20 protein-coding genes are annotated in these 19,551 nt (G+C 65.1%); 10 read left to right on the top strand and 10 right to left on the bottom strand.

Going from position 1 to position 19,551, the window contains the following annotated elements; genetic code table 11:
* Window positions 1-9: 9 nt before the first annotated feature.
* Window positions 10-1,566: a circularly permuted type 2 ATP-grasp protein gene (locus UC32_RS11405; protein ID WP_045731342.1), complete on the bottom strand. Its 1,557-nt coding sequence runs from the start codon at window positions 1,564-1,566 to the stop codon at window positions 10-12.
* 113 nt (window positions 1,567-1,679) lie between these two features.
* On the opposite strand from UC32_RS11405, the gene UC32_RS11400 reads away from it, so the two are divergent.
* Window positions 1,680-2,723 (top strand): YeiH family protein, encoded by a 1,044-nt coding sequence (locus UC32_RS11400; protein WP_045731341.1) that lies wholly within the window; start codon window positions 1,680-1,682, stop codon window positions 2,721-2,723.
* A 52-nt stretch (window positions 2,724-2,775) separates the two neighbouring features.
* The gene (pepN, locus tag UC32_RS11395) at window positions 2,776-5,400 is read left to right on the top strand and encodes an aminopeptidase N (protein WP_045731340.1); all 2,625 of its coding nucleotides are present in this window, start codon (window positions 2,776-2,778) and stop codon (window positions 5,398-5,400) included.
* A gap of 18 nt (window positions 5,401-5,418) precedes the next feature.
* Here pepN and UC32_RS11390 read toward each other — a convergent pair whose 3' ends face one another.
* From UC32_RS11390 to UC32_RS11370, 5 genes are all read right to left on the bottom strand, one after another.
* Window positions 5,419-6,516 (bottom strand): lipoate--protein ligase family protein, encoded by a 1,098-nt coding sequence (locus UC32_RS11390; RefSeq protein ID WP_045731339.1) that lies wholly within the window; start codon window positions 6,514-6,516, stop codon window positions 5,419-5,421.
* 109 nt (window positions 6,517-6,625) lie between these two features.
* A complete protein-coding gene (locus UC32_RS11385) occupies window positions 6,626-6,883 on the bottom strand; it encodes a type B 50S ribosomal protein L31 (RefSeq protein WP_015937073.1) in 258 nt (85 codons plus the stop codon).
* 186 nt (window positions 6,884-7,069) lie between these two features.
* Window positions 7,070-7,879: a TrmH family RNA methyltransferase gene (locus UC32_RS11380; RefSeq protein WP_045731338.1), complete on the bottom strand. Its 810-nt coding sequence runs from the start codon at window positions 7,877-7,879 to the stop codon at window positions 7,070-7,072.
* Window positions 7,880-7,886: 7 nt separating this feature from the next.
* Window positions 7,887-8,672 (bottom strand): sulfite exporter TauE/SafE family protein, encoded by a 786-nt coding sequence (locus tag UC32_RS11375; RefSeq protein ID WP_045731337.1) that lies wholly within the window; start codon window positions 8,670-8,672, stop codon window positions 7,887-7,889.
* A gap of 21 nt (window positions 8,673-8,693) precedes the next feature.
* Window positions 8,694-9,479 (bottom strand): ABC transporter ATP-binding protein, encoded by a 786-nt coding sequence (locus UC32_RS11370; protein WP_045731336.1) that lies wholly within the window; start codon window positions 9,477-9,479, stop codon window positions 8,694-8,696.
* 143 nt (window positions 9,480-9,622) lie between these two features.
* Between UC32_RS11370 and serB the strand changes: the two genes are divergently transcribed.
* Entirely contained in the window at window positions 9,623-10,516 is an 894-nt protein-coding gene (serB, locus tag UC32_RS11365) for a phosphoserine phosphatase SerB (protein WP_045731335.1), read from the top strand.
* 69 nt (window positions 10,517-10,585) lie between these two features.
* On the opposite strand, the gene UC32_RS11360 is transcribed toward serB, so the two are convergent.
* Both UC32_RS11360 and fabG read right to left on the bottom strand, forming a co-directional pair.
* A complete protein-coding gene (locus UC32_RS11360) occupies window positions 10,586-11,338 on the bottom strand; it encodes an SDR family oxidoreductase (protein WP_015937068.1) in 753 nt (250 codons plus the stop codon).
* 138 nt (window positions 11,339-11,476) lie between these two features.
* On the bottom strand, window positions 11,477-12,202 hold the full coding sequence (fabG, locus tag UC32_RS11355) for a 3-oxoacyl-ACP reductase FabG (RefSeq protein ID WP_045731334.1): 726 nt from the start codon (window positions 12,200-12,202) through the stop codon (window positions 11,477-11,479).
* A gap of 153 nt (window positions 12,203-12,355) precedes the next feature.
* On the opposite strand from fabG, the gene UC32_RS11350 reads away from it, so the two are divergent.
* From UC32_RS11350 to UC32_RS11335, 4 genes are read left to right on the top strand one after another with little or no spacing between them, the layout of a single operon-like run.
* The gene (locus tag UC32_RS11350; protein WP_045731333.1) at window positions 12,356-12,787 is read left to right on the top strand and encodes a DUF3099 domain-containing protein; all 432 of its coding nucleotides are present in this window, start codon (window positions 12,356-12,358) and stop codon (window positions 12,785-12,787) included.
* Complete coding sequence (locus UC32_RS11345; RefSeq protein ID WP_015937065.1) at window positions 12,784-13,050, top strand: hypothetical protein; 267 nt, start codon at window positions 12,784-12,786, stop codon at window positions 13,048-13,050. Before UC32_RS11350 ends, UC32_RS11345 begins: the two co-directional genes overlap by 4 nt.
* Window positions 13,051-13,923: an SURF1 family cytochrome oxidase biogenesis protein gene (locus UC32_RS11340; RefSeq protein ID WP_045731332.1), complete on the top strand. Its 873-nt coding sequence runs from the start codon at window positions 13,051-13,053 to the stop codon at window positions 13,921-13,923.
* 3 nt (window positions 13,924-13,926) lie between these two features.
* Entirely contained in the window at window positions 13,927-14,403 is a 477-nt protein-coding gene (locus UC32_RS11335; RefSeq protein ID WP_045731331.1) for a YbaK/EbsC family protein, read from the top strand.
* A 38-nt stretch (window positions 14,404-14,441) separates the two neighbouring features.
* Here UC32_RS11335 and UC32_RS11330 read toward each other — a convergent pair whose 3' ends face one another.
* On the bottom strand, window positions 14,442-15,140 hold the full coding sequence (locus UC32_RS11330) for a helix-turn-helix transcriptional regulator (RefSeq protein ID WP_082072076.1): 699 nt from the start codon (window positions 15,138-15,140) through the stop codon (window positions 14,442-14,444).
* Between the two features lie 73 nt (window positions 15,141-15,213).
* On the opposite strand from UC32_RS11330, the gene UC32_RS11325 reads away from it, so the two are divergent.
* Complete coding sequence (locus tag UC32_RS11325; protein WP_045731443.1) at window positions 15,214-15,954, top strand: alpha/beta fold hydrolase; 741 nt, start codon at window positions 15,214-15,216, stop codon at window positions 15,952-15,954.
* 47 nt (window positions 15,955-16,001) lie between these two features.
* On the opposite strand, the gene UC32_RS11320 is transcribed toward UC32_RS11325, so the two are convergent.
* The gene (locus UC32_RS11320; protein ID WP_235423652.1) at window positions 16,002-16,367 is read right to left on the bottom strand and encodes a DM13 domain-containing protein; all 366 of its coding nucleotides are present in this window, start codon (window positions 16,365-16,367) and stop codon (window positions 16,002-16,004) included.
* 1,143 nt (window positions 16,368-17,510) lie between these two features.
* Between UC32_RS11320 and UC32_RS11310 the strand changes: the two genes are divergently transcribed.
* Together UC32_RS11310 and UC32_RS20960 are read left to right on the top strand one after the other, a co-directional pair.
* Window positions 17,511-18,662: an IS30 family transposase gene (locus UC32_RS11310; protein WP_235423651.1), complete on the top strand. Its 1,152-nt coding sequence runs from the start codon at window positions 17,511-17,513 to the stop codon at window positions 18,660-18,662.
* Between the two features lie 692 nt (window positions 18,663-19,354).
* Window positions 19,355-19,551 (top strand): hypothetical protein (locus UC32_RS20960; RefSeq protein ID WP_235423650.1); only part of this gene is annotated, 197 nt, incomplete at its 3' end.

Genomic DNA, 19,551 nt, shown 5'->3' with positions numbered 1-19,551 from the left:
CGGTGCGGTTCACTGCTGCTGCTCCGACTGGCGGTCGCGCCAGTTGCTTTCCACAGGCCATACGGAGACCCTCTCGCGGACCGAGATGGATTGCCGCGGTACGGACTCGACGGGCATCTGCGGCGAATCTGCCAGGACCCAGGTGTCCTTGGAGCCGCCGCCCTGGCTGGAGTTCACGATCAGCGAGCCTTCCTTCAGCGCCACGCGGGTAAGGCCGCCGGGCAGCACCCAGACGTTGTCGCCGTCGTTCACGGCAAAGGGGCGAAGGTCCACGTGGCGGGGGCCGAACTTGTCGCCGCTGAGCGTGGGCACCGTGGAGAGCTGCAGGACAGGCTGGGCGATCCAGCCGCGTGGATCGGTGATGATCCGCTGCCGCAGGGCGTCCAGTTCGTCGTTGGAGGCGTCCGGGCCGATGACCAGGCCCTTTCCGCCGGAGCCGTCCACCGGTTTGACCACGAGTTCGGCGAGGTTGTCCAGGGTGTATTCCCGGGCTTCCTTCTCCTCGAGGCGGAACGTATCAACGTTCGCGATGATGGGCTCCTCGCTGAGGTAGTAGCGGATCAGGTCAGGAACGTAACTGTAGACCAGTTTGTCGTCCGCGACTCCGTTGCCCACGGCGTTGGCAATGGTGACGCCGCCGGCGCGGGCCGCGTTGACCAGTCCGGGACAGCCGAGCATGGAATCGGCCCGGAACTGCAGGGGGTCGAGGAAGTCGTCGTCGATGCGCTTGTAGATGACGTCGACGCGCTGCTCACCGGCGGTGGTGCGCATGTAAACGCGGTTTCCGCGGCAGATGAGGTCGCGTCCCTCAACGAGTTCCACGCCCATCAGCCCGGCCAGCAGCGTGTGCTCGAAGTAGGCGCTGTTGAAAACGCCGGGAGTGAGCACGACGACGGTGGGATCGTCCACGCCCGAGGGTGCGGTCTTGCGCAGGGCCGAGAGGAGCCGGCGCGGGTATTCCTCGACCGGACGGATGAGCTGCTGGCCGAAGGCTTCCGGCAGGCCCTTGGCCATGGCACGGCGGTTCTCGAGGACGTAGCTGACGCCGGAGGGAACACGGACATTGTCCTCGAGGACGCGGAAGGTTCCGGCGGCATCGCGGACCACGTCGATGCCTGAAATGTGGACGCGGACACCGCCCGCGGGTTCGAACCCGTGGACCTGGCGGTGGAAGTGCGCGCTGGTGGTCACCAGTTGGCGAGGGATGACGCCGTCGGACACCACTGTCATCTTGTCGTACACGTCGTTGAGGAAGGCCTCGAGGGCGCGGACGCGCTGCGCGACACCGCGCTCCATGACGTCCCACTCGGCGGCGGGGATGACCCTGGGGACGATGTCCAGGGGGAAGGGGCGCTCCTCCCCCGCAAAGTCGAAGGTGACGCCGCGGTCCAGGAAGGTCCGGGCCATGGAATCGGCACGGGCGCTGACATCGGCCAGCGAGAGCTTGCGGAGCGCGTCCGCCACCTGCTCATAGGAGGGGCGGGCCTGTTGCCCGGGGGCGAACATTTCGTCGTAGGCTCCGGTCCGGCCCGCGGCCTCGGAGTAATCCTGGAAGAGGTCTGACATGCCCAATAGCCAACCACCTTTTTGTTTCGAATTCATAAACGGCCTTCCATTGTGGCGTGTTGGCGCGGCCAGCCCGTTCGGACATTCCGGGCTCCATCCGGCAAAGTGGGTGAGTGCCATTCAGCAGAAGCTCCCCCACCCCCGGACCGGGACACCCGCGGGGAGCCACGCGGTTGCTGCCCGGCCTTGCCTCTGCAGCCGTTGCCCTGGTGCTCGCCTTCCTCATCCACGCGCTGGTGCCGTCCCTCCCGGCGATGACCCTGGCCGTGGTTTTGGGGGTCCTTGCCGCCAACCTGCCGGTGACCGGAGGATGGACGGCTGGGCGTGCCCGCCCCGGGCTGGACTTCGCCGGCAAGCACTTGATGCGCGGAGGGATCGTGCTGCTGGGCCTGAAAGTGGGCATCGGCGATGTCCTGGACCTCGGCTGGCTCGCGCTGGTGCTGATTACCGCCGTGGTCGCGGCAAGTTTCGGCGGCACCTACCTGATCTCCCGGCTGTTCAGGCTGCCGCCGGTGACGTCGCTGCTGGTGGCCACGGGGTTCTCCATCTGCGGGGCATCAGCTATTGGCGCGATGGCAGCGGTACGGCGCATCCGGCATGTGGACACCGTCCTGCCGGTGGCGCTGGTGACCCTGTGCGGCACACTGGCCATCGGAGTCCTGCCGCTGCTGGTCCACCCGCTCCAGCTCAGCGCCGAGGTTTTCGGCGCCTGGACCGGCGCGTGCGTGCACGATGTGGGGCAGGTGGTGGCCGCGGCGCAAACTGCCGGGCCCGCGGCCCTGGCGATCGCCGTCGTCGTCAAACTCACCAGGGTGCTGCTCCTGGCGCCCGTGACGGCGCTGGCTGGGGCGCACCACCGGTTTTCACTGCGGCCTGCCGGGGGCGACGCCGGCCTGCCGCCTGTGGTGCCGCTGTTCGTGCTGGGATTCGTGGCGATGGTGGCGCTGCGCTCCACAGGGTGGCTGGCGGACGGGTGGCTGGAGGCGGGGGCGATGCTGCAGGACGTATTGCTGGGGGCGGCGCTCTTCGGCCTGGGGTCCGCGGTGCGGATCCGTACGCTGCTGATGACTGGCGGGCGGGCCCTGCTGGCCGCGCTGGCATCGTGGCTGCTGATTGCGGTCCTGGGCCTCGCGGCCGCCCTGCTCATCGTCAATTGACGCGCCGCCGGCGGGGGCATTGGCGGCCTTTGCAGCGTGATTAGATAGCTGGGTGTCACATGAGAATCTGCACCGCGACGAAGCTGCCGGCCGCTCGGCCCTGATCAGCACCGCCAGTTATGACGTCTCCCTCGACGTCCGCCAGGCCGAAGATCCGGAGACTGCCGGCTACACTACCCGCAGCGTCATCACCTTTACCGCCGCGGAAGCGGGCACATCCACGTTCCTGGACTTTATCGGCAGCGGTGTGCACTGCGTGTTCCTCAACGGCAAGGGCCTTCCGGTGGAGGACGTGGTGGACGGCGCACGCATCAGGCTGGAAAACCTGCAGCTGGAAAACCAGGTCACGGTCACCGGAACGGCCCTGTACAGCCGCTCCGGCGAGGGCATGCACCGCTTCGTCGACCCCGCCGACGGCCAGACCTACCTCTATACGCAATACGAACCCGCTGACGCGCGCCGGGTCTTCGCCAACTTCGAGCAGCCGGACCTCAAGGCCACCTACACCTTCCACCTGATGGCTCCGGCGTCCTGGCAGGTGGCATCCAACGGAGTGGAAACCGACAGGACCCTGCTCACCAGCGACCCCGCCACCGCACGCTGGGACTTTGCCACGACCCTGCCGATGTCCACGTACATCACCACCGTGCTGGCCGGCCCCTACTTCAAGGCTGAAGACCGCTGGCAGGGAACACTGGAGGACGGCACGCGCCTGGACGTCCCGTTGGCGCTCTACTGCCGCGCCTCCATGGCCGAATCCTTCGATACCGCCGAGCTGTTCCGGCTCACCAAAGCCGGCCTGGACTTCTTCAACCGGCTCTTCGACTTTCCCTACCCCTGGCGAAAGTACGATCAGGCCTTCGTGCCCGAGTACAACCTGGGCGCCATGGAAAATCCGGGGCTGGTGACGTTCACCGAGAGCTACGTCTTCACCTCCCGTGCCACGGACGCCCAGTACCAGGCACGCGCCAACACGCTGATGCACGAGATGGCCCACATGTGGTTTGGCGACCTGGTCACCATGCAGTGGTGGGACGATCTCTGGCTCAAGGAATCCTTCGCCGACTACATGGGCACCCTCGCCGTGGACCGGGCCACGGACTGGGACACCGCCTGGGTCAACTTCGCCAACAAGCGCAAGGCCTGGGCCTACGTCCAGGACCAACTGCCCACCACGCACCCCATCGTCGCGGACATCCCGGACCTGGAAGCGGCCAAGCAGAACTTTGACGGCATCACCTACGCCAAGGGCGCCTCGGTGCTCAAGCAGCTGGTGGCCTACGTGGGTTTTGAAGCCTTCATCGCCGGATCCCGGAAGTACTTCCGCAAGCACGCCTACGGCAACACCACCCTGGCGGACCTGCTGGAAGCCCTCAGCTCCGCTTCCGGACGCGACCTCTCGGAATGGGCACGCCAATGGCTGCAGACATCGGGGATCTCCACGTTGGCGCTGGAGTCCGCCACCGAGGCGGCGCACGACGGCGGCGCGCTGGGTTCCGTGGCCATCGTTCAGGAGAGCACGGACCCGGTCACCGGACAGGTGGAGCTGCGGCCGCACAGGCTGCGCGTGGGCCTGTACGACTTCGACGGTGGCGGCGCCCTGGTACGGACGGACAGCCTCGAAACGGATGTGGCCGGCACCCGGACGGAGCTGCCCCAGCTGGCCGGCCGCGCGAGGCCCGCGCTCCTGCTGGTCAACGACGACGACCTCACCTATGCCAAGGTCCGCCTCGACCCGGTGTCCGAGGCGACGGTCCTCGTTTCCCTAGACAAAATTACCGATCCCATGGCCCGCGCCCTGTGCTGGACTGCGCTGTGGAACTCGGCCCGTGACGGGGAAACCCCGGCAGAACGGTACGTGGCGGCCGTAGCCGCGTTCGCCCCATCGGAAACCGGCATCGGCGTCCTCCTGAACATCCTCGATAACGCGTGCACCGCCGTCGAACGCTACACGCCCGCATCCCGCCGCGATGCTGTCCGCGCTTCCTTCCTGGGCACAGCTGGAGCGGAGCTGCGGCGGGCCGAGCCGGGCTCGGACCAGCAACTCGCCTGGGCACGCACGCTGGGAACGCTCAGCAGGTACGACGCTTCGCTGCTGCCGCTGCTCAGGGGGCTGTTGGACGGCTCCGAACAGGTGCCAGGCCTGGCAGTCGACGCGGAACTGCGGTGGCACTTCTGGCACGCCCTCGCTGCCCACGGCCAGGCAACAGTGGAAGAACTGGATGCTGAACTGGCAACGGATACCACCGCTTCGGGACGGGCCGGCCATGCGACGGCCGCTGCTGCCCGGCCGGAGTCGGATGTCAAGGCTGCGGCGTGGGCCGAGGCCGTGCAGGGAACGGCGCTGTCCAACCAGCTGCTGACGGCAACCATTACGGGGTTCAGCACCGCCCCGGCAGCCCTGCTGGATTCCTACGTGGAGCCGTACTTCGGCTGCCTGCGGGACGTATGGGACAGCCGCAGCATCGAGATCGCCAGCCGGATCGTGCGGGGCCTGTTCCCCTCAGCCCAGGATCTTGCCGAGGGCGGAACTCCGCGCACCCACCCGGTGCTGCGACGGACCGACACCTGGCTCGAGGCGAACGACGACGCGCCCCGTGCACTGCGGCGGATCATCGTGGAGCAGCGCGACCACCTGCTGCGCGCACTTACCGCGCAGGCCGCCGTCGACCACTAACGAATAAGGCCGCCCTGGCTACGGGACCCGGTGCAGCCATTCCTCGGTACCGAACTTGGTGGCCGCGCGTTCCCGCGCTGCGGCGAGCTCGGCCTCGGTGAGCTCCGAATGCGTTGCCCCGTACCGGCCGGTGAACACGTCAATCATGGCCCCGATGATGTCCGTGCGTGCCAGGCCGGTCTGTCGGCGCAGCGGATCCACACGCTTCTTGGCGCTGCGGGTGCCCTTGTCCGAAAGCTTCTCCTTGCCGATGCGCAGGACATCCACCATCTTGTCGGCGTCGATGTCGTAGCTCATGGTGACGTGATGGAGCATGCCGCCGTTGGCCAGCCGTTTCTGGGCGGCACCGCCGATCTTGCCCTGGTCCGTGGCGATGTCGTTAAGCGGGACGTAGTAAGCTGTCACGCCGATCTTCTCCAGCGCCGCCATCACCCAGGAATCCAGGAACGGGTAGGAATCGGCGAAGCTGAGCCCGTCCACCAGGGTCTGGGGCAGGTACAGGGAATAGGTGATGCAGTTGCCGGCTTCCATGAACATCGCTCCCCCGCCGCTGATCCGGCGGACCACCTTAATGCCGTGCCGGGCCACGCCGTCAGGATCAACCTCGTTCCGGACGGACTGGAAGCTGCCAATGACCACTGACGGTTCCTGCCAGTCCCAGAACCTCAGGGTGGGGTTGCGCCGGCCCGCGCCCACTTCCTCGGTGAGGACCTCGTCGAGGGCCACGTTGATTTCGGTGGGCAGGACTGCCGGCGGGATGACGTGCCACTCGTGGTCCGCCCAGGAGGTGGCCTTGGCCAGGGCGCGGCGTACTGTAACGGCCACGGCGTCGGCGGAGAAACCGAACAGGGTGGCGTCGGCGGGCAGGGCAGCGTTAACCGCCGCCGCAAGGTCTGCGGCGGTGGTGGTTTCCGGAAGCCCCGTCAGCGCGCGGTTGATGTCCTCCAGGGCCTCGTCCGGTTCGAGGAAGAAGTCTCCGCTGATGGAGACGTCAGCCAGGACCCCGCCGGCCACGGCCAGGTCGGCCACCACCAGCTTGCCGCCGGGAACCTTGTATTCGCCGTGAAGGCGGGGGTTTGTTGCTGCGTCCTGGTCCGGGGAGGTCATATGGCTCATGGATTACATCCTGCCGTACGGCGTGCCCGTGCCGCCAACGGGCCGCCAACGCAAAGAAAGCCCGCACCGTTCCCGGTGCGGGCTTTACAAAAAGCTATGGGAGGAAGAATTACTTCTTGCCGCCGAAGCCCTTGAAGCGTGCGTTGAAGCGCTCCACGCGGCCTGCGGAGTCCATGATGCGCTGCTTGCCCGTGTAGAACGGGTGGGACTCAGAGGAGATTTCGACGTCGATGACCGGGTAGGTGTTGCCGTCTTCCCACTCGATGGTCTTCGAGGAAGACACAGTGGACTTGGTCAGGAACTTGGTACCGGAAGCCAGGTCATTGAAAACGACGGCTGCGTACTTCGGGTGGATATCAGACTTCATAATGGGGCCTTTGTTCACGCAACTGGATTTTGCCAGCTGCCAGGTATGAATGGGATGGCCGGGCTCTGAATCCCAGGACGTTGTCGAAAGACACAAGAGGGCCAGCAGTCAATAATAGCGGATCCAGGGGACACCCGCGAACCACACCACGGCATCTACCGGGGCCTTCACCTGCAGGGCGCCAGCTCAGCCCCGGGGGCGCAGTTCCCAGAATGCCACTGCAGACGCTGCGGCCACATTGAGCGAGTCCACGCCGTTGCGCATGGGGATCTTCACGGCGAGATCGACCGCGGCAAGGGTCTCCGGGCTCATGCCGGCCCCTTCGGTGCCGAGCACCAGGGCCAGCCGGTCCGGGTTGGTGGCGGCGACAGCGTCCACGTCCCGTGCATCATCGGTCAGTTCGAGGGCGGCGACGGTGAAGCCGTGGTCCTTGAGGACCTGCAGGTCCTCCGGCCAACTCTCCAGGCGGGCCCAGGGAACCTGGAACACCGTCCCCATGCTGACCCGCACGCTGCGCCGGTAGAGGGGGTCTCCGCAGCGGGGCGATACCAGGACGGCGTCGATGTCCAGGGCAGCCGCCGAGCGGAAGATGGCGCCCACGTTGGTGTGGTCCACGATGTCTTCGAGCACGGCAACCCTGCGGGCACCCGCCAGGAGCTCCGGCAGGGGCACGGGATCGGGGCGCTCCATGGCAGCCATGGCTCCGCGGTGGAGGTGGAAGCCAGTGATTTCCTCGAGGAGCGCAGCTTGGCCGATGAAGACCGGGACATCGGGGTAGGCCTGGAAAACGTCGTCCAGGTCCGCGAGCCATTTCTCCGCCAGGAAGAACGAACGCGGCTTATGGCCGGCTGCGAGGGCGCGCCTCAGGACCCGGGAGGACTCGGCAATGTACATCCCCTCGCGCGGTTCGCGGAGTTTGCGGAGATGGACGTCCGTCAGCGTGGTGTAGTCGCTGACCCGCGGGTCGCTGGCGGATTCAAGGTAGTGGAAAGTCACCGGGAGATTATTTCAGCAGGTTGGCGATCATAACGACGAGCGCCACAATGCCCAGGGTGAAGATCACGCCGCGGAGGACCCTAGGGGAAAGCTTCCGGCCCACCTTGGCGCCAACGAGTCCGCCGATGGTGGAGCTGACGGCGATCAGGAGAACCACCAGCCAGTTGATCCGGTCGAAGGCGAACAACAGGTAGGAGATTGCAGCCACCATGTTGACGCCCAGGACCAGGAAGTTCTTCATGGCGTTCGCGTTTTGCATGGTTCCGCTGAGGAAGACGCCCAGGATGCCCACCAGCAGGATGCCCTGGGCGGCTACGAAGTAACCGCCGTAGACGCCTGCCAGGTACACGAGCACCACCAGCAGCACGCCGTGGCTGCGGTCGCGGACGGCATGTTCAGGATTCTGTTCACGGGTCCGGACCCAAGACTGCAGTTTCGGCTGGAACATCACCATCAGCAGCGCCAGAACCAGCAGCACCGGCGCTACGTAATGGAAGACTTTCTCCGGCAGGTGGAGCAGCAGCCACGCGCCCGTGATCCCGCCAAGCAGCGAGGCCGGGAGCAGCTTCAGCAGCTGCCGGCCACGTCCTGCCACTTCGCGCCGGTAACCCCAGGCACCGGCGGCAGTGCCCGCCACCAGGCCCATGGCGTTGCTCATGGACGCGACAACGGGCGTGATGCCCAGTGCGATGAGCACAGGGAAGGTCACCAGCGTGCCGGAGCCCACCACCGCGTTGATGGTGCCGGCCCACAGGCCAGCGAAAAAGACCAGGATGCTGCTAAGAATCTCCACAGTTGGTATTCAGCCCCGGCCTTAGCGGCGGGCGGTGGCGGCGTAGCGGCCACCACTTTCCGTGACATCCAGGGCGAGCCCGAACGTTTCACTGAGATGCTCGTCAGTGAGGACCTCGGTAATGGGGCCGGCCGCCACCACGCCGCCGTCGCGCAGCAGCATGGCGTGCGTGAAGCCCGGGGGCACTTCTTCAAGGTGGTGGGTGACGAGGACCATGGCCGGTGCCGCTTCGTCCTTGGCGAGCTCGCCAAGCTTGTGGACGAGCTCTTCGCGGCCGCCCAGGTCGAGGCCTGCTGCCGGTTCGTCCAACAGCAGCAGTTCGGGATCGGTCATCAGTGCGCGTGCGATCTGGACGCGCTTGCGTTCGCCTTCGGACAGGGTGGCGAACGTCCGGTTCAGCAGCGGGCCCATCCCCCAGTCGTTCAGGAGGCGGAAGGCGCGGCGTTCGTCGTCGCGCTCGTAGCCTTCACGCCAGCGGCCGGTGACGCCGTACGCGGCAGTGACCACCACGTTGAGGACGTTCTCGTGCTCCGGTATTTGGGTGGCCAGCGCTGCAGACGACAGCCCGATGCGGGGACGCAGTTCAAAGACATCAGTGCGGCCAAGAATTTCGTCGAGGATGCCGGCCTTGCCGCTGCTCGGGTGCAGGCGTGCCGCCGCGATCTGGAGGAGCGTGGTCTTTCCGGCGCCGTTGGGGCCGAGGATGACCCAGCGTTCGCCTTCGTTGACCTGCCAGTCGACCTTGTCCAGCAGGGTCTTTTTGCCTCGGACAACGCTAACGGAGTCCAGTTCCAGAACATCACTCATAGGAGTAGACACTAGGACAAAAGAGTGGACGACTGATAACCGGTGTGACCGCTCCCCCGGCACGTGTCCGGCCGCGGTGCCGGCCCGGCTGTGCTCCGCAATGAATACGCGGGACCATTCTTCCGCTGGCTAAGATTGCAGGCATGACTTCCAACGTGACCGCGGTTAGCTATGGCCAAAATCTGACCGACACCGGACTGGAGCAGCTGCGTTCCATACTCTCGGAGCACGGTACAGCTGTAGGAGCCGAGTCCACGGCCGGCGATAGCCGCTACCAGGTGCGCATCACGGAACTGGAACTGCCTGATGCCACCGAGGCAGGCCTGGCAGCGCTCCGCAGCGCCGTTGCCGATGCTGCCATCCCCGGCGTGGACACCGCCTTGGTGCCCGGCGGCCTGCGCTCGGCCAGCCGCAAACTGCTGATCATGGACGTGGACTCCACCCTGATCCAGCAGGAGGTCATTGAACTCCTGGCCGCGTATGCGGGCAAGCGGGACGAGGTGGCCGCGGTCACCGAAGCGGCCATGCGCGGGGAGCTGGACTTCGCCCAGAGCCTGCACGCGCGGGTGGCTGTCCTCGCGGGACTGCCGGCCGACGTCGTCAATTCCGTCCGCCGGGAAGTGAAGCTCAGCGAAGGCGCCGCCGAACTCGTGGCCGCCTTCAAGGCGGCGGGTCACCCGGTAGCCGTGGTCTCCGGCGGGTTCAACCAGATCCTCGAGCCTATCGCCGGGGACCTTGGCCTTGATTACTGGCAGGCCAACGAACTGGAGATCGTTGATGGTGCCCTGACGGGCAAGGTCCTGGGCGCGGTGGTGGACCGGGCGGCCAAGGAGAAGTTCCTGCGCGAGTGGGCGGCCGCTGAAGGGATCGCGTTGGAACACACCATCGCCGTGGGTGACGGCGCCAATGACCTCGACATGCTGGGCGCAGCCGGGATCGGGGTGGCCTTCAACGCCAAGCCGGCCGTGCGCGCCGTCGCCGATTCGGCCGTCAACATGCCCTACCTTGATGCGGTGCGCCACATCGCCGGGGTCTGAACCGCCCACGAACTGACAAAAGAGGTGCCCGGCGCAAACGCGCCGGGCACCTCTTTTTCGCTCGGTGGGCTACTGGCCGCTCTTGCCGAAGTAGTCTGCGCCGCCGGCGTATTCCGTGTGGCCTGACTCGACGTCAGCGGTGGCCATTCCGGCTACCACCTGGGCGAACTCTTCCACGGAGTACAGCTTGCCGGCTTCGGCGCGGCGGGCCTCGATGGCGCCCGGCGTGGAACGGTCCAGCAGCGTGGCGGTGACGGTGCCCTCGATCATGTCCCCGGAGACCACCACCAGGCTGATGCCCTTCTCGGCGAGGTTGGGGATGAGTTCGCGCAGTGCGTCCTCACCGGCGCGCTTGCTGCGGGCCACGGGCTCATAGGCGGGCATGGTGGGAACGGTGTTGATGAAGTGCGCCTGGTGGCTGGTCACGAAGACAACGCGGGAGCCTTCCTGCATCAGCGGCACTGCGGCATTGAGCATGTTGAGCTGGGCGTCGCGGTTGAGCTTGAGGGCGTAGTCCTCCCCCATGCCGGTTTCCATGCCGCCCGAGGCGTTCAGGACCAGGACGTCCAGGGATCCGAAGTTCTCCATGGCAGCGGAGGCCAGCGCCTGCACGCCTTCCTGGGTGGTCAGGTCCGCGCCCACGGCGACCGCACGGCCGCCGTCGGCCTCGATGCCCTGGACCACTTTGTTGGCGCGCGGCGCCTTCTGGCGGTAGTTGACCACGACGGCGGCGCCCTCGCCGGCGAGGATCTTTGCTACGTCAGCGCCGATTCCGCGTGATGATCCGGTGACGATGGCGGTCTTGTTGTCCAGCAGTCCCATCTGGGCTCCTTTGTTTGAAACGTCTAAAGCGAAGCGGCTCTGAACTCCATCATGCCAGCGAGGTCCGGTGATTCCCTTGTCCGGGTCCCACAAAGAAGCCTGGGTCCGCTGGTTTGCCGCCGCGTGGGGTTTGGAAGGTCAGTGCCCCATGCCCAGGCCGCCGTCAACCGGGATGACAGCGCCGGAGATGTATGCCGCTTCGTCACTGGAAATCCAGCGCACCACGTTGGCCACCTCGTCGGCGTCGGCGAACCGGCCGGCGGGGATGCTGGCCAGGTAGTCCTTCTGGGTGGCTTCCGGAAGTTCAGCCGTCATGTCCGTGTTGATGAAGCCCGGAGCCACCACGTTCGCGGTGATGCCGCGCGAACCCAGTTCGCGGGTCAGCGACCGCGCGATGCCCACGAGGCCGGCCTTGGAGGCGGAGTAGTTGATCTGGCCCGGGGCGCCATACAGGCCGGATACGGAGGAAATCAGGACCACGCGGCCCTTGCGCAGCCGGATCATGCCCTTCGATGCGCGCTTGATGACACGGAACGCGCCGGTGAGGTTCGTGTCGATGACGGAGGTGAAGTCTGTTTCGCTCATCCGCAGCAGGAGGGTGTCCTTGGTGATGCCGGCGTTGGCCACCAGCACTTCCACGGGCCCGTGGGCCGCCTCCACTTCCTTGAACGCCGTATCCACCGATGCCTCATCGGTGACGTCCGCCTTTACTCCCAGGATTCCTTCAGGCAGTTCCGATTCACTGCGGTAGGTAACAGCCACTTTGTCCCCGTTGGCCAGGAATGCTTCGGCGATGGCCAGGCCGATGCCGCGGTTGCCGCCGGTGATCAGGACGCTGCGGGGGGCGGTAACTGCTTCAGTCATGGAGGAACTCCGGAATTCTGCGGCGGGGTGCACCGCGGTAGGAAAGGTGGAATTTGGCTGCCTCCGATCTTAGCGCCCGTGCCCGCCCGGGTTTGGGTGCCACTGCCGATGGTGAGAGAATTGACGCAAGCCTTTGGAGCGTGAGAAACCACTGTGACCCTTGAAAACCACGCGGGACGTTCGGTGCCCGGAGAACCCGGCCGGTTCTCCGAGGACGCCGAAGTCCACAGCATCACGGATGCCGCGGAATCCCATTCCGAGGACATTCGCAGGCGCATGGTCAAGTACGCGCTGGCCATGGGCATCCGCATGGTGTGCCTGGTGATGATTTTTGTCCTGGACGGCTGGCTCAAGGTCATCGCCGTGGCCGGTGCGGTATTCCTGCCATGGATCGCGGTGGTCATCGCCAACGGCAGCGACATGGCCGAAGAGCACAGTGACGCGCTCCTGGATTCGGCGCCACTGGCCGAGTTAGAAGCGCCGCCGCCCACGGGGCACGAGGAGCAGGGTTCCGAGGTGCTGCAGGGCGAGCTTATTAACGACGACGACGAGCCGGACAACGGAGAGGGGCGGCAGGGGCCGTGAGTATTTTTGATTTCGCCGCCGGAACCAGCCCGGCAGCATCAGACTCGGCGCTCTGCTCCCGGAAGGCCTGCCGTGCCGGAGCGTCCTGGCAACTGCTGTGGAACAACCCCAAAATCCACACCCCGGAGCGCCGGAAGACGTGGCTGGCCTGCGAGGACCACCGCGGCTGGCTGGAGGACTACCTGCAGACCCGCGGCCTGTGGAAGGAAACCCTTCCCCTCGAGCCCGGCAGCGCCGACAGCCCCCTGGAGCAGGACAACTGAATGTACCGTTTCCTTTTCTCCAGCAAGTGGCTGGGTTATCTGCTGCTGGCCGCGATCTTTGCCACTGCCTGCGTGTTCCTGGGCCGGTGGCAGATGGACCGGCGCGCCGAAACCCTGGCCGAAATCAACCGCGTGGTGAGCAACTACTCCGCCACTCCCGTTCCTTTCGCGGCAGCCCGGGACCAGTTCGCGCAGCTTGATCCCGCCAAGGAATGGACACAGGTGCAGCTGCAGGGCACCTACGACGCCGATGGCCAGCGCATCGTGCGCAACCGTCCCCTGAACGGCCAGCCGGGCTACGAAGTTGTGGTTCCGTTCAAGCTGGCCACCGGCGAAACGGTCATCGTTGACCGCGGCTGGCTGCCCATCGGCAACAAGAATCCCGGCAGCCCGGACTCTGTACCGGCGCCGCCCTCCGGTGAGGTGACCGCCGTCGTCCGGCTGAAGCACGGGGAACCGGAGCTGCAGCGCGGCGCCCCGCAGGGCCAGCTCGCCTCCGTCGACCTCCCGACCTATGCGGCGCAGCTTGGCTACCCGGTGCTGACCGGAGCCTACGGGCAGCTGGCCTCGGAGACGCCCGCGGCCGCTGACATGCCAGTGGCGTTCCCGAAACCGTCCACCGAGGAAGGCACCCACCTGTCCTATTCGTTGCAGTGGTTCGCGTTCGGCGTGCTGATGTTCGTGGGCTTCGGGTACGCGGCGCGGCAGCAGGCCCGCAACGCCGCCATTGACGCCGAGGAAGACGAGGCCGAGGAAGCCGGGACCATCCACGCTGCGGTGCCGTCCCGCCGTCGTACGCCTCCTGCGCGCAAGCGGAAAAAGGCGACGGCCGAAGAAGAGGAAGACGCGCTGCTGGACGCGCAGGGGTACTGAAGCATGACAACGCACGACGACGGGCCAGTCAGCCGGGTGCGCACGGTACTGCTTGAATCGGGCATCGGTGACACGGTGCGCAGCTTCCCCGCTGGCGTTCCCACTGCCGTTGCCGCGGCTGAGGCGCTGGACTGTGACGTTGCAGCCATCACCAACAGCCTCATCTTCGACCTCAACGGGGCGCCCCTGCTCATCCTTGCCAGCGGCGCGGCACGGGTGGACACGGCTCTGGTGGCGGACCGCCTGGGTGAAGGCCGCATCCGCCGCGCGTCGCCGGACTTTGTGCTCGAGCACACGGGCCAAAAGGTGGGCGGCGTGGCACCGGTTGGCCATCCTCGCCGCATCAGAACCCTGCTTGACGTGAGCCTGCGGTCCCACAGCCTCCTGTGGGCCGGAGCGGGCGATCACGAGTCTATGTTCTGCATCACCTACCAGGACCTGCACAGGATCACCGGCGCCGAGGAAACCGCGGTGCGCTGACGCCCCGAGGCAACCGGCGTAGTTGGGCAACGCGTGACTCACCCGCCCAGGGTGAGCACCGGCCTGGCGTTTGCCGGAGGTTCCCCCACCTCGTGGATGGTGTGGCCGCTGCAAGCAGTCTTGGTTACGCTGGCCCGTTCGATGCGTGCGACGGTGAACCACCGCATAGCGTTGCGCAGCCGGCACCACCCCACTAGGTACCACTGGCCGTTGGTGGAGGCGAACAGCACGGGCTCAACGTCGCGGGTGGTCGTGGTCCCGTTTTTCGATGTGTAGCGCATGCGGATCACTCGCTGATCGGCCATCCCCTCCTCCAGCGCAGACTTGATGGCCCGGGAAGAGGACGGAAGTGCGTTGACCCAGACCCTGCTGCCCAGCTCGTCGGCACGGGCCTTGGTTTTGGGATCGAGGACGTCAAGAATCTTTTGAATACCTGCTGCTGCCAGATCGGCGTAGGGGGCGTCGGGTGCAGCGGTCACGGCCGCCATAAGCGCCATCGCCTGCGCAGGGGAAAGGGTGACAGGCGGAAGGGATGCTCCTGTGGCCAATCCGTAGCCGCCGCCTGGACCCGGCCGGGACCATACAGGTGCTCCGCTGTTTTCCAACGCGTCGAGGTCTCTCTTGATGGTGCGCACAGACACCTCAAACTCCCCCGCCAAGCGTTCGGCGGACACGCCCCGTTTGCCGCTGCGGAGCAACATCTCGGCAAGGGCGTGGAGGCGTTCGACCCGCTTCACAGGTCGGCCCTTGGTAAATTCATGACATAAATAGTGACATACCGTTGTCCGGCGGGCCTGCAAGGGTATGGACATGACAACTACTGCAAATCCCCCGCTCATCATTCTCATCGCCGGCCACTGGCTGGGCGCCTGGGCCTGGGATGAAGTGCTTGAACACCTGGCACCCGGCCACGCCCGGGCAATCGCGGTGACGCTGCCCGGTCTCGACGGCGACGACCCCCAGCGTGCGGCCAGGAATCTCGACGATCAGGCCGCAGCGGTCCTGGACGTCATCACCCAAATGGGAGTCACCGAGGATCAGCCGGCAACACTGGTGGCTCACAGCGGGGCCAACGCCCCCGTCAGCCTTGTCCTTGACCAGCATCCTGAGCTGGTCCATCGAGTGGTGTGGGTCGACTCCGGCCCCGTGGCACCGGGAAGCGCCTTCGGCCCGGGCCTGCCGGAGGACCTGGAGGAGCTTCCGCTGCCCTCTTTCGACGTACTCGCAGAGCAAGCGAGCCTCGAAGGCCTGAGCGCAGAGGTCCTTGAGCGTTTCAGGAGCCGGGCCGTCCCTGAGCCCGGCCCCGTGCTTCGCCAGCGGGTCGAACTCACCAACAGTGCCCGCCGCAAAGTCCGGACCACCCTGGTGTGCTGCTCGATCCCCGGCGCGAAGGTGCTGGAGCTGGCGCGTGCTGGCCATCCCATGTTCGCCGAGGTCGCCAACATCGAGCACCTCGACGTCGTTGACCTTCCCACGGGGCATTGGCCTATGTGGAGCCGTCCCCGCGACCTCGCCAAGGCCATTCATTCGGCAGCCTCCCGGGCGAACTGATGCACGTATGACGTGAAGTCAGCCGAGTCCGGCCGGTCCCTTCCCCGTCAGGAAGGCGGCGCTTCAAAAAGGTTGGCCGTGCCGTACGCCACCCTGCCGGCATAGTTGTAGATCACAACGCTGCGCACCGGTTCGGGCATCGACTCCCACCTTCCGGGCTCCAAATCGATGCGCTGACTGCCCGTCCGGTCGAGCCGCAGCGGCCCCAGCTCAATCAGAGTCGATGAGGACAGCTCCGGCTTACCAGTGGGACCGGGGCGCAGTGTCCCGGGGCTCAGCATAAGACGGATACTGTCGCCGGGACCTGTGGCAAAGTCTTCGAGCTGCAGGGCTGCACCGGACTCCGTGACGCGGATGGTGGCCGTCCCGGTGGTGGTTGCCCCCTGCGACTGAAACTGGCCTTGCAGAGTCAAGGGAACGGCAGCAGGCGAGCCCATCGGAGTTGGTAACGGCTGACTGGGCTCGCCTGCTGGTTCCGGTGCGGACTCTGTGTAGGTGCAGCCGGCGAGGCCTGAAGCCAGCAGGCATAAGAGCAGCGTTGATCGAAGTAGCTTCAAGATTTCCCCCAGTGGATTTCGTTCATACGCACCCTACCGGAGAGCTGCCTTCGCAGGTGGTCGTCATGGGACCCCCTCCTCCACCGGGACCAGAACGGGTGCGAACTCGCACGCGTTTGGGACGCTGAGCGACAGATAGGTAGACTGCTGAATAGGGAGTGGGGAGACTGTGCTACAAACTAGACCGCTTGGCTTTTGGCTTAAGCTGATATTGCTGTCCGCTTGCCTGTTGGTCTCGGTCTTCTTCCAGGGTCTGCCCGCGGGCGGGCTTGACGTAGCGGAGGCATGTGAATTGCGTGCTGGCCAAACGTACGACCACGAGTATCACAGCAGCCATTACTATGAGCAGCTGCAAGTGTTCCCTTTGACCACAAAGTGCAACGCCGAGTATGATTTAGTTCCTCCTTGGATCAATCCCGCCTTGGCGATCTTGGCGCTCCTCAATGCGTCATTTATTGTGGCGATGCTGATCGACTTATCCAGGCGCCTGAGAAGCCGGCTCTTTTAGTCTGACCCCCCGCGCCTCAGACCGGGCGTCCGCAGTTAGCGAAGGACCTTCAATCCGGGCAGGCCCCGTTTCTTCTCCGACCCTGAGGAGGCCTGTCCCTGGAATCGAAAAGCACGATCAATTCACCGCGCGCCGCTGGCTCAACGTACGTATTTATGCCCGACAATTTATGCTCGATAGGGGAAGGACCTACGGGACGAGCGTCAGGGTCCTGCGGGACGCCCTATTCGCCTCGCGCTCAATAGGGTGCATGCCGTTTAGGCTGCGGGTATGAAACCCCGCGGAATTCTTATTGCAACTCTCGTCCTGGTAGTAATCGTGGTTGCCATTGTCAGCGATGGTCGAAAAGTGAGCCATTTCGTGGGCTTGGCGTCTAGTGGTCGTTGCAACACCTGACCTTTTAGGAGTTGCAATTGGCAGAGATGAAGAGAGCAAGAAAGTCCCGGGGCGCACCTCCAAAGAACGCCGCTCGGGCTCACTATGATCAGCTGATGAAACAGGGAATCGGGAATTCTGAGGCCTGCCGGATTGTGGGAATCAGCCGTAGCTCGGGGACGCGATGGCGGCATGGCCACAGGGTTGTTCTGAAGTCCGGAGACATCAAGAAGGTTGCGCCCATCTCGCATCAGAGGCCGGCGGTTATCTCCGCCCGGTTTCTCTCGGAGTTGGAACGGATCACGATCGCGGACCTCCTGCATGCAGGGCGGAGCATTCGCGCTATCGCCACAGAGCTCGGGCGCAGTCCATCTACAGTGAGCAGGGAAATCCGCCGAAACATTCACGAGCCCTCCGGCGACTACCGTCCTCGCACGGCCCAGCGCAGTGCCGAGCGTCGACGGAGCCGCCAGCGGACGGGAAAGATCGCCGCTAACCAAGCGCTGCAGCAGTTCGTGCGGGATCACCTGAAACAGCGCTGGAGTCCCCGTCAGATCAGCAACCGCTTGCGCGCCGTCTTCCCTGGACAACCGGAAATGCACGTTGTCCCGGAGACCGTCTATCAAGCCCTGTACGGGCGCGGAAGCCTGGATTTGGCCGTGGATCCAGCGGCAGCCCTGCGCACCGGACGGACCGGCCGCCGGCCGCGTCGTAGGAAGGAACACCGAACCAGGCGCTTCCCCGACATGGTCATGATCCGAGACCGGCCGGCAGATGCGATCGGCAGATTAGTACCAGGGCATTGGGAAGGGGATTTAATTATTGGAAAGGGAGGCCGCTCGGCCATCGGCACTCTGGTCGAACGGACCACACGCTTCATCGTCCTCGTACATCTGGCCGGTAACCGCGGAGCTGAGAATCTGCGCGATCGACTGGCCGAAGCGATGGGACCGTTGCCGGCCCATCTACGCCGATCCCTAACCTGGGATCAGGGCACTGAGATGGCCTGCCACCAGGACTTCACGCGGCAAACACGCATTCCTGTGTACTTCTGCGACCCAGCCAGCCCCTGGCAACGCGGATCCAACGAGAACACCAACGGCCTGCTCCGCCAGTACTTTCCGAAGGGAACAGATCTCAGCGTCCACACCCGCGAACACCTGGCCATGGTCGCCGCCGAACTCAATCAGCGACCACGTGAAATCCTCGGATGGCAAAGCCCTCTGGAGCACCTGACTAGACTGGCCTCACCTTCGACCGAACCATAAATCGTTGCAACGACCGCTGAACTCCGCCGCCGTCACAACGGCTCAGGTTTCGACCGTCACCGACAGCCATAATTGTGGTTTGGGCAATTTTCGGTGGCCGCCCAACCCTCATGAGCCCCACAGCGCTCACCAGGGCCCGGTGACCGATCCTTCACCGGACACATCAGGTCCTAAGCAACGTTGAACTTTTTAGAAACCAGTAGTGAGCGCCATTAGCCACTCCGCCGTCAGTTGCTTAGAACCAGTTCCAGACGTCTCTCATAAGCCAATGGAGCCCAGTGGCCACGAGAAATGGGGGGATGAGATAAAGGATCCACGTGCCGTGCATTTTTCGTTTAGCCATGCCAATCCTCTCTGTAGAAGATCGCCCGCGCCGCTAAGTGCGCAGAACCGGGGCGACGGGGACGTTCTCTTTTAAGATCCTATCGGCGGTCTGGTCGACGGCGTACGTGTCTTCCACGGTTCACCCATCGATTGCTTGCGTGGCTCTAAGGCCGCCGCAGCCCGAAGATGCAGAAAGCCAAGAAGAATGGCCGCCCACTCGGGCCGATGGCCATTAGATTGGGCAATAGTCTCCCGGTAAGGATCCCTTACCGGGAACCATCCTGATCCAGCCCCGGAGTTTTGGCGGGGTGCCGTTACGCCAAGGTATCTAAGCTGGCCGAAAGGCCAGCATCATTTTGGAGGACCATATGGAGCCCGACTGGAATTTCCGCATTGGCGACGAAAGCGCTCAGTACTCTGTTCCGCCTGAAGATATTCGTCGTCCTCTGGAAGTGGCTGTCGCTAAACTGCGGGAAGCCACCGAGGCATCCAGGGCGGCTGCCCTGGTACTTAGCGAAGAAATCAGGTCTGCAAGTAATGCCGGCTATGGCCTGGGCTGGGTTCT

It is taken from the genome of Pseudarthrobacter chlorophenolicus, assembly GCF_000962805.1.
Classification (GTDB): Bacteria; Actinomycetota; Actinomycetes; order Actinomycetales; family Micrococcaceae; genus Arthrobacter; species Arthrobacter chlorophenolicus_A.
Note: the sequence above shows the minus strand (reverse complement) of the source record. Positions and strands in the feature narration are given on the sequence as shown.

Coding starts and splice junctions, on each gene's coding strand:
- UC32_RS11325 (WP_045731443.1), top strand. CDS start 15,214: ATGACAACTACTGCAAATCCCCCGCTCATCATTCTCATCGCCGGCCAC.
- serB (WP_045731335.1), top strand. CDS start 9,623: ATGACTTCCAACGTGACCGCGGTTAGCTATGGCCAAAATCTGACCGAC.
- UC32_RS11390 (WP_045731339.1), bottom strand. CDS start 6,516: ATGAGCCATATGACCTCCCCGGACCAGGACGCAGCAACAAACCCCCGC.
- UC32_RS11360 (WP_015937068.1), bottom strand. CDS start 11,338: ATGGGACTGCTGGACAACAAGACCGCCATCGTCACCGGATCATCACGC.
- UC32_RS11340 (WP_045731332.1), top strand. CDS start 13,051: ATGTACCGTTTCCTTTTCTCCAGCAAGTGGCTGGGTTATCTGCTGCTG.
- UC32_RS11310 (WP_235423651.1), top strand. CDS start 17,511: ATGAAACAGGGAATCGGGAATTCTGAGGCCTGCCGGATTGTGGGAATC.
- UC32_RS11335 (WP_045731331.1), top strand. CDS start 13,927: ATGACAACGCACGACGACGGGCCAGTCAGCCGGGTGCGCACGGTACTG.
- fabG (WP_045731334.1), bottom strand. CDS start 12,202: ATGACTGAAGCAGTTACCGCCCCCCGCAGCGTCCTGATCACCGGCGGC.
- UC32_RS11385 (WP_015937073.1), bottom strand. CDS start 6,883: ATGAAGTCTGATATCCACCCGAAGTACGCAGCCGTCGTTTTCAATGAC.
- UC32_RS11405 (WP_045731342.1), bottom strand. CDS start 1,566: ATGTCAGACCTCTTCCAGGATTACTCCGAGGCCGCGGGCCGGACCGGA.
- UC32_RS11370 (WP_045731336.1), bottom strand. CDS start 9,479: ATGAGTGATGTTCTGGAACTGGACTCCGTTAGCGTTGTCCGAGGCAAA.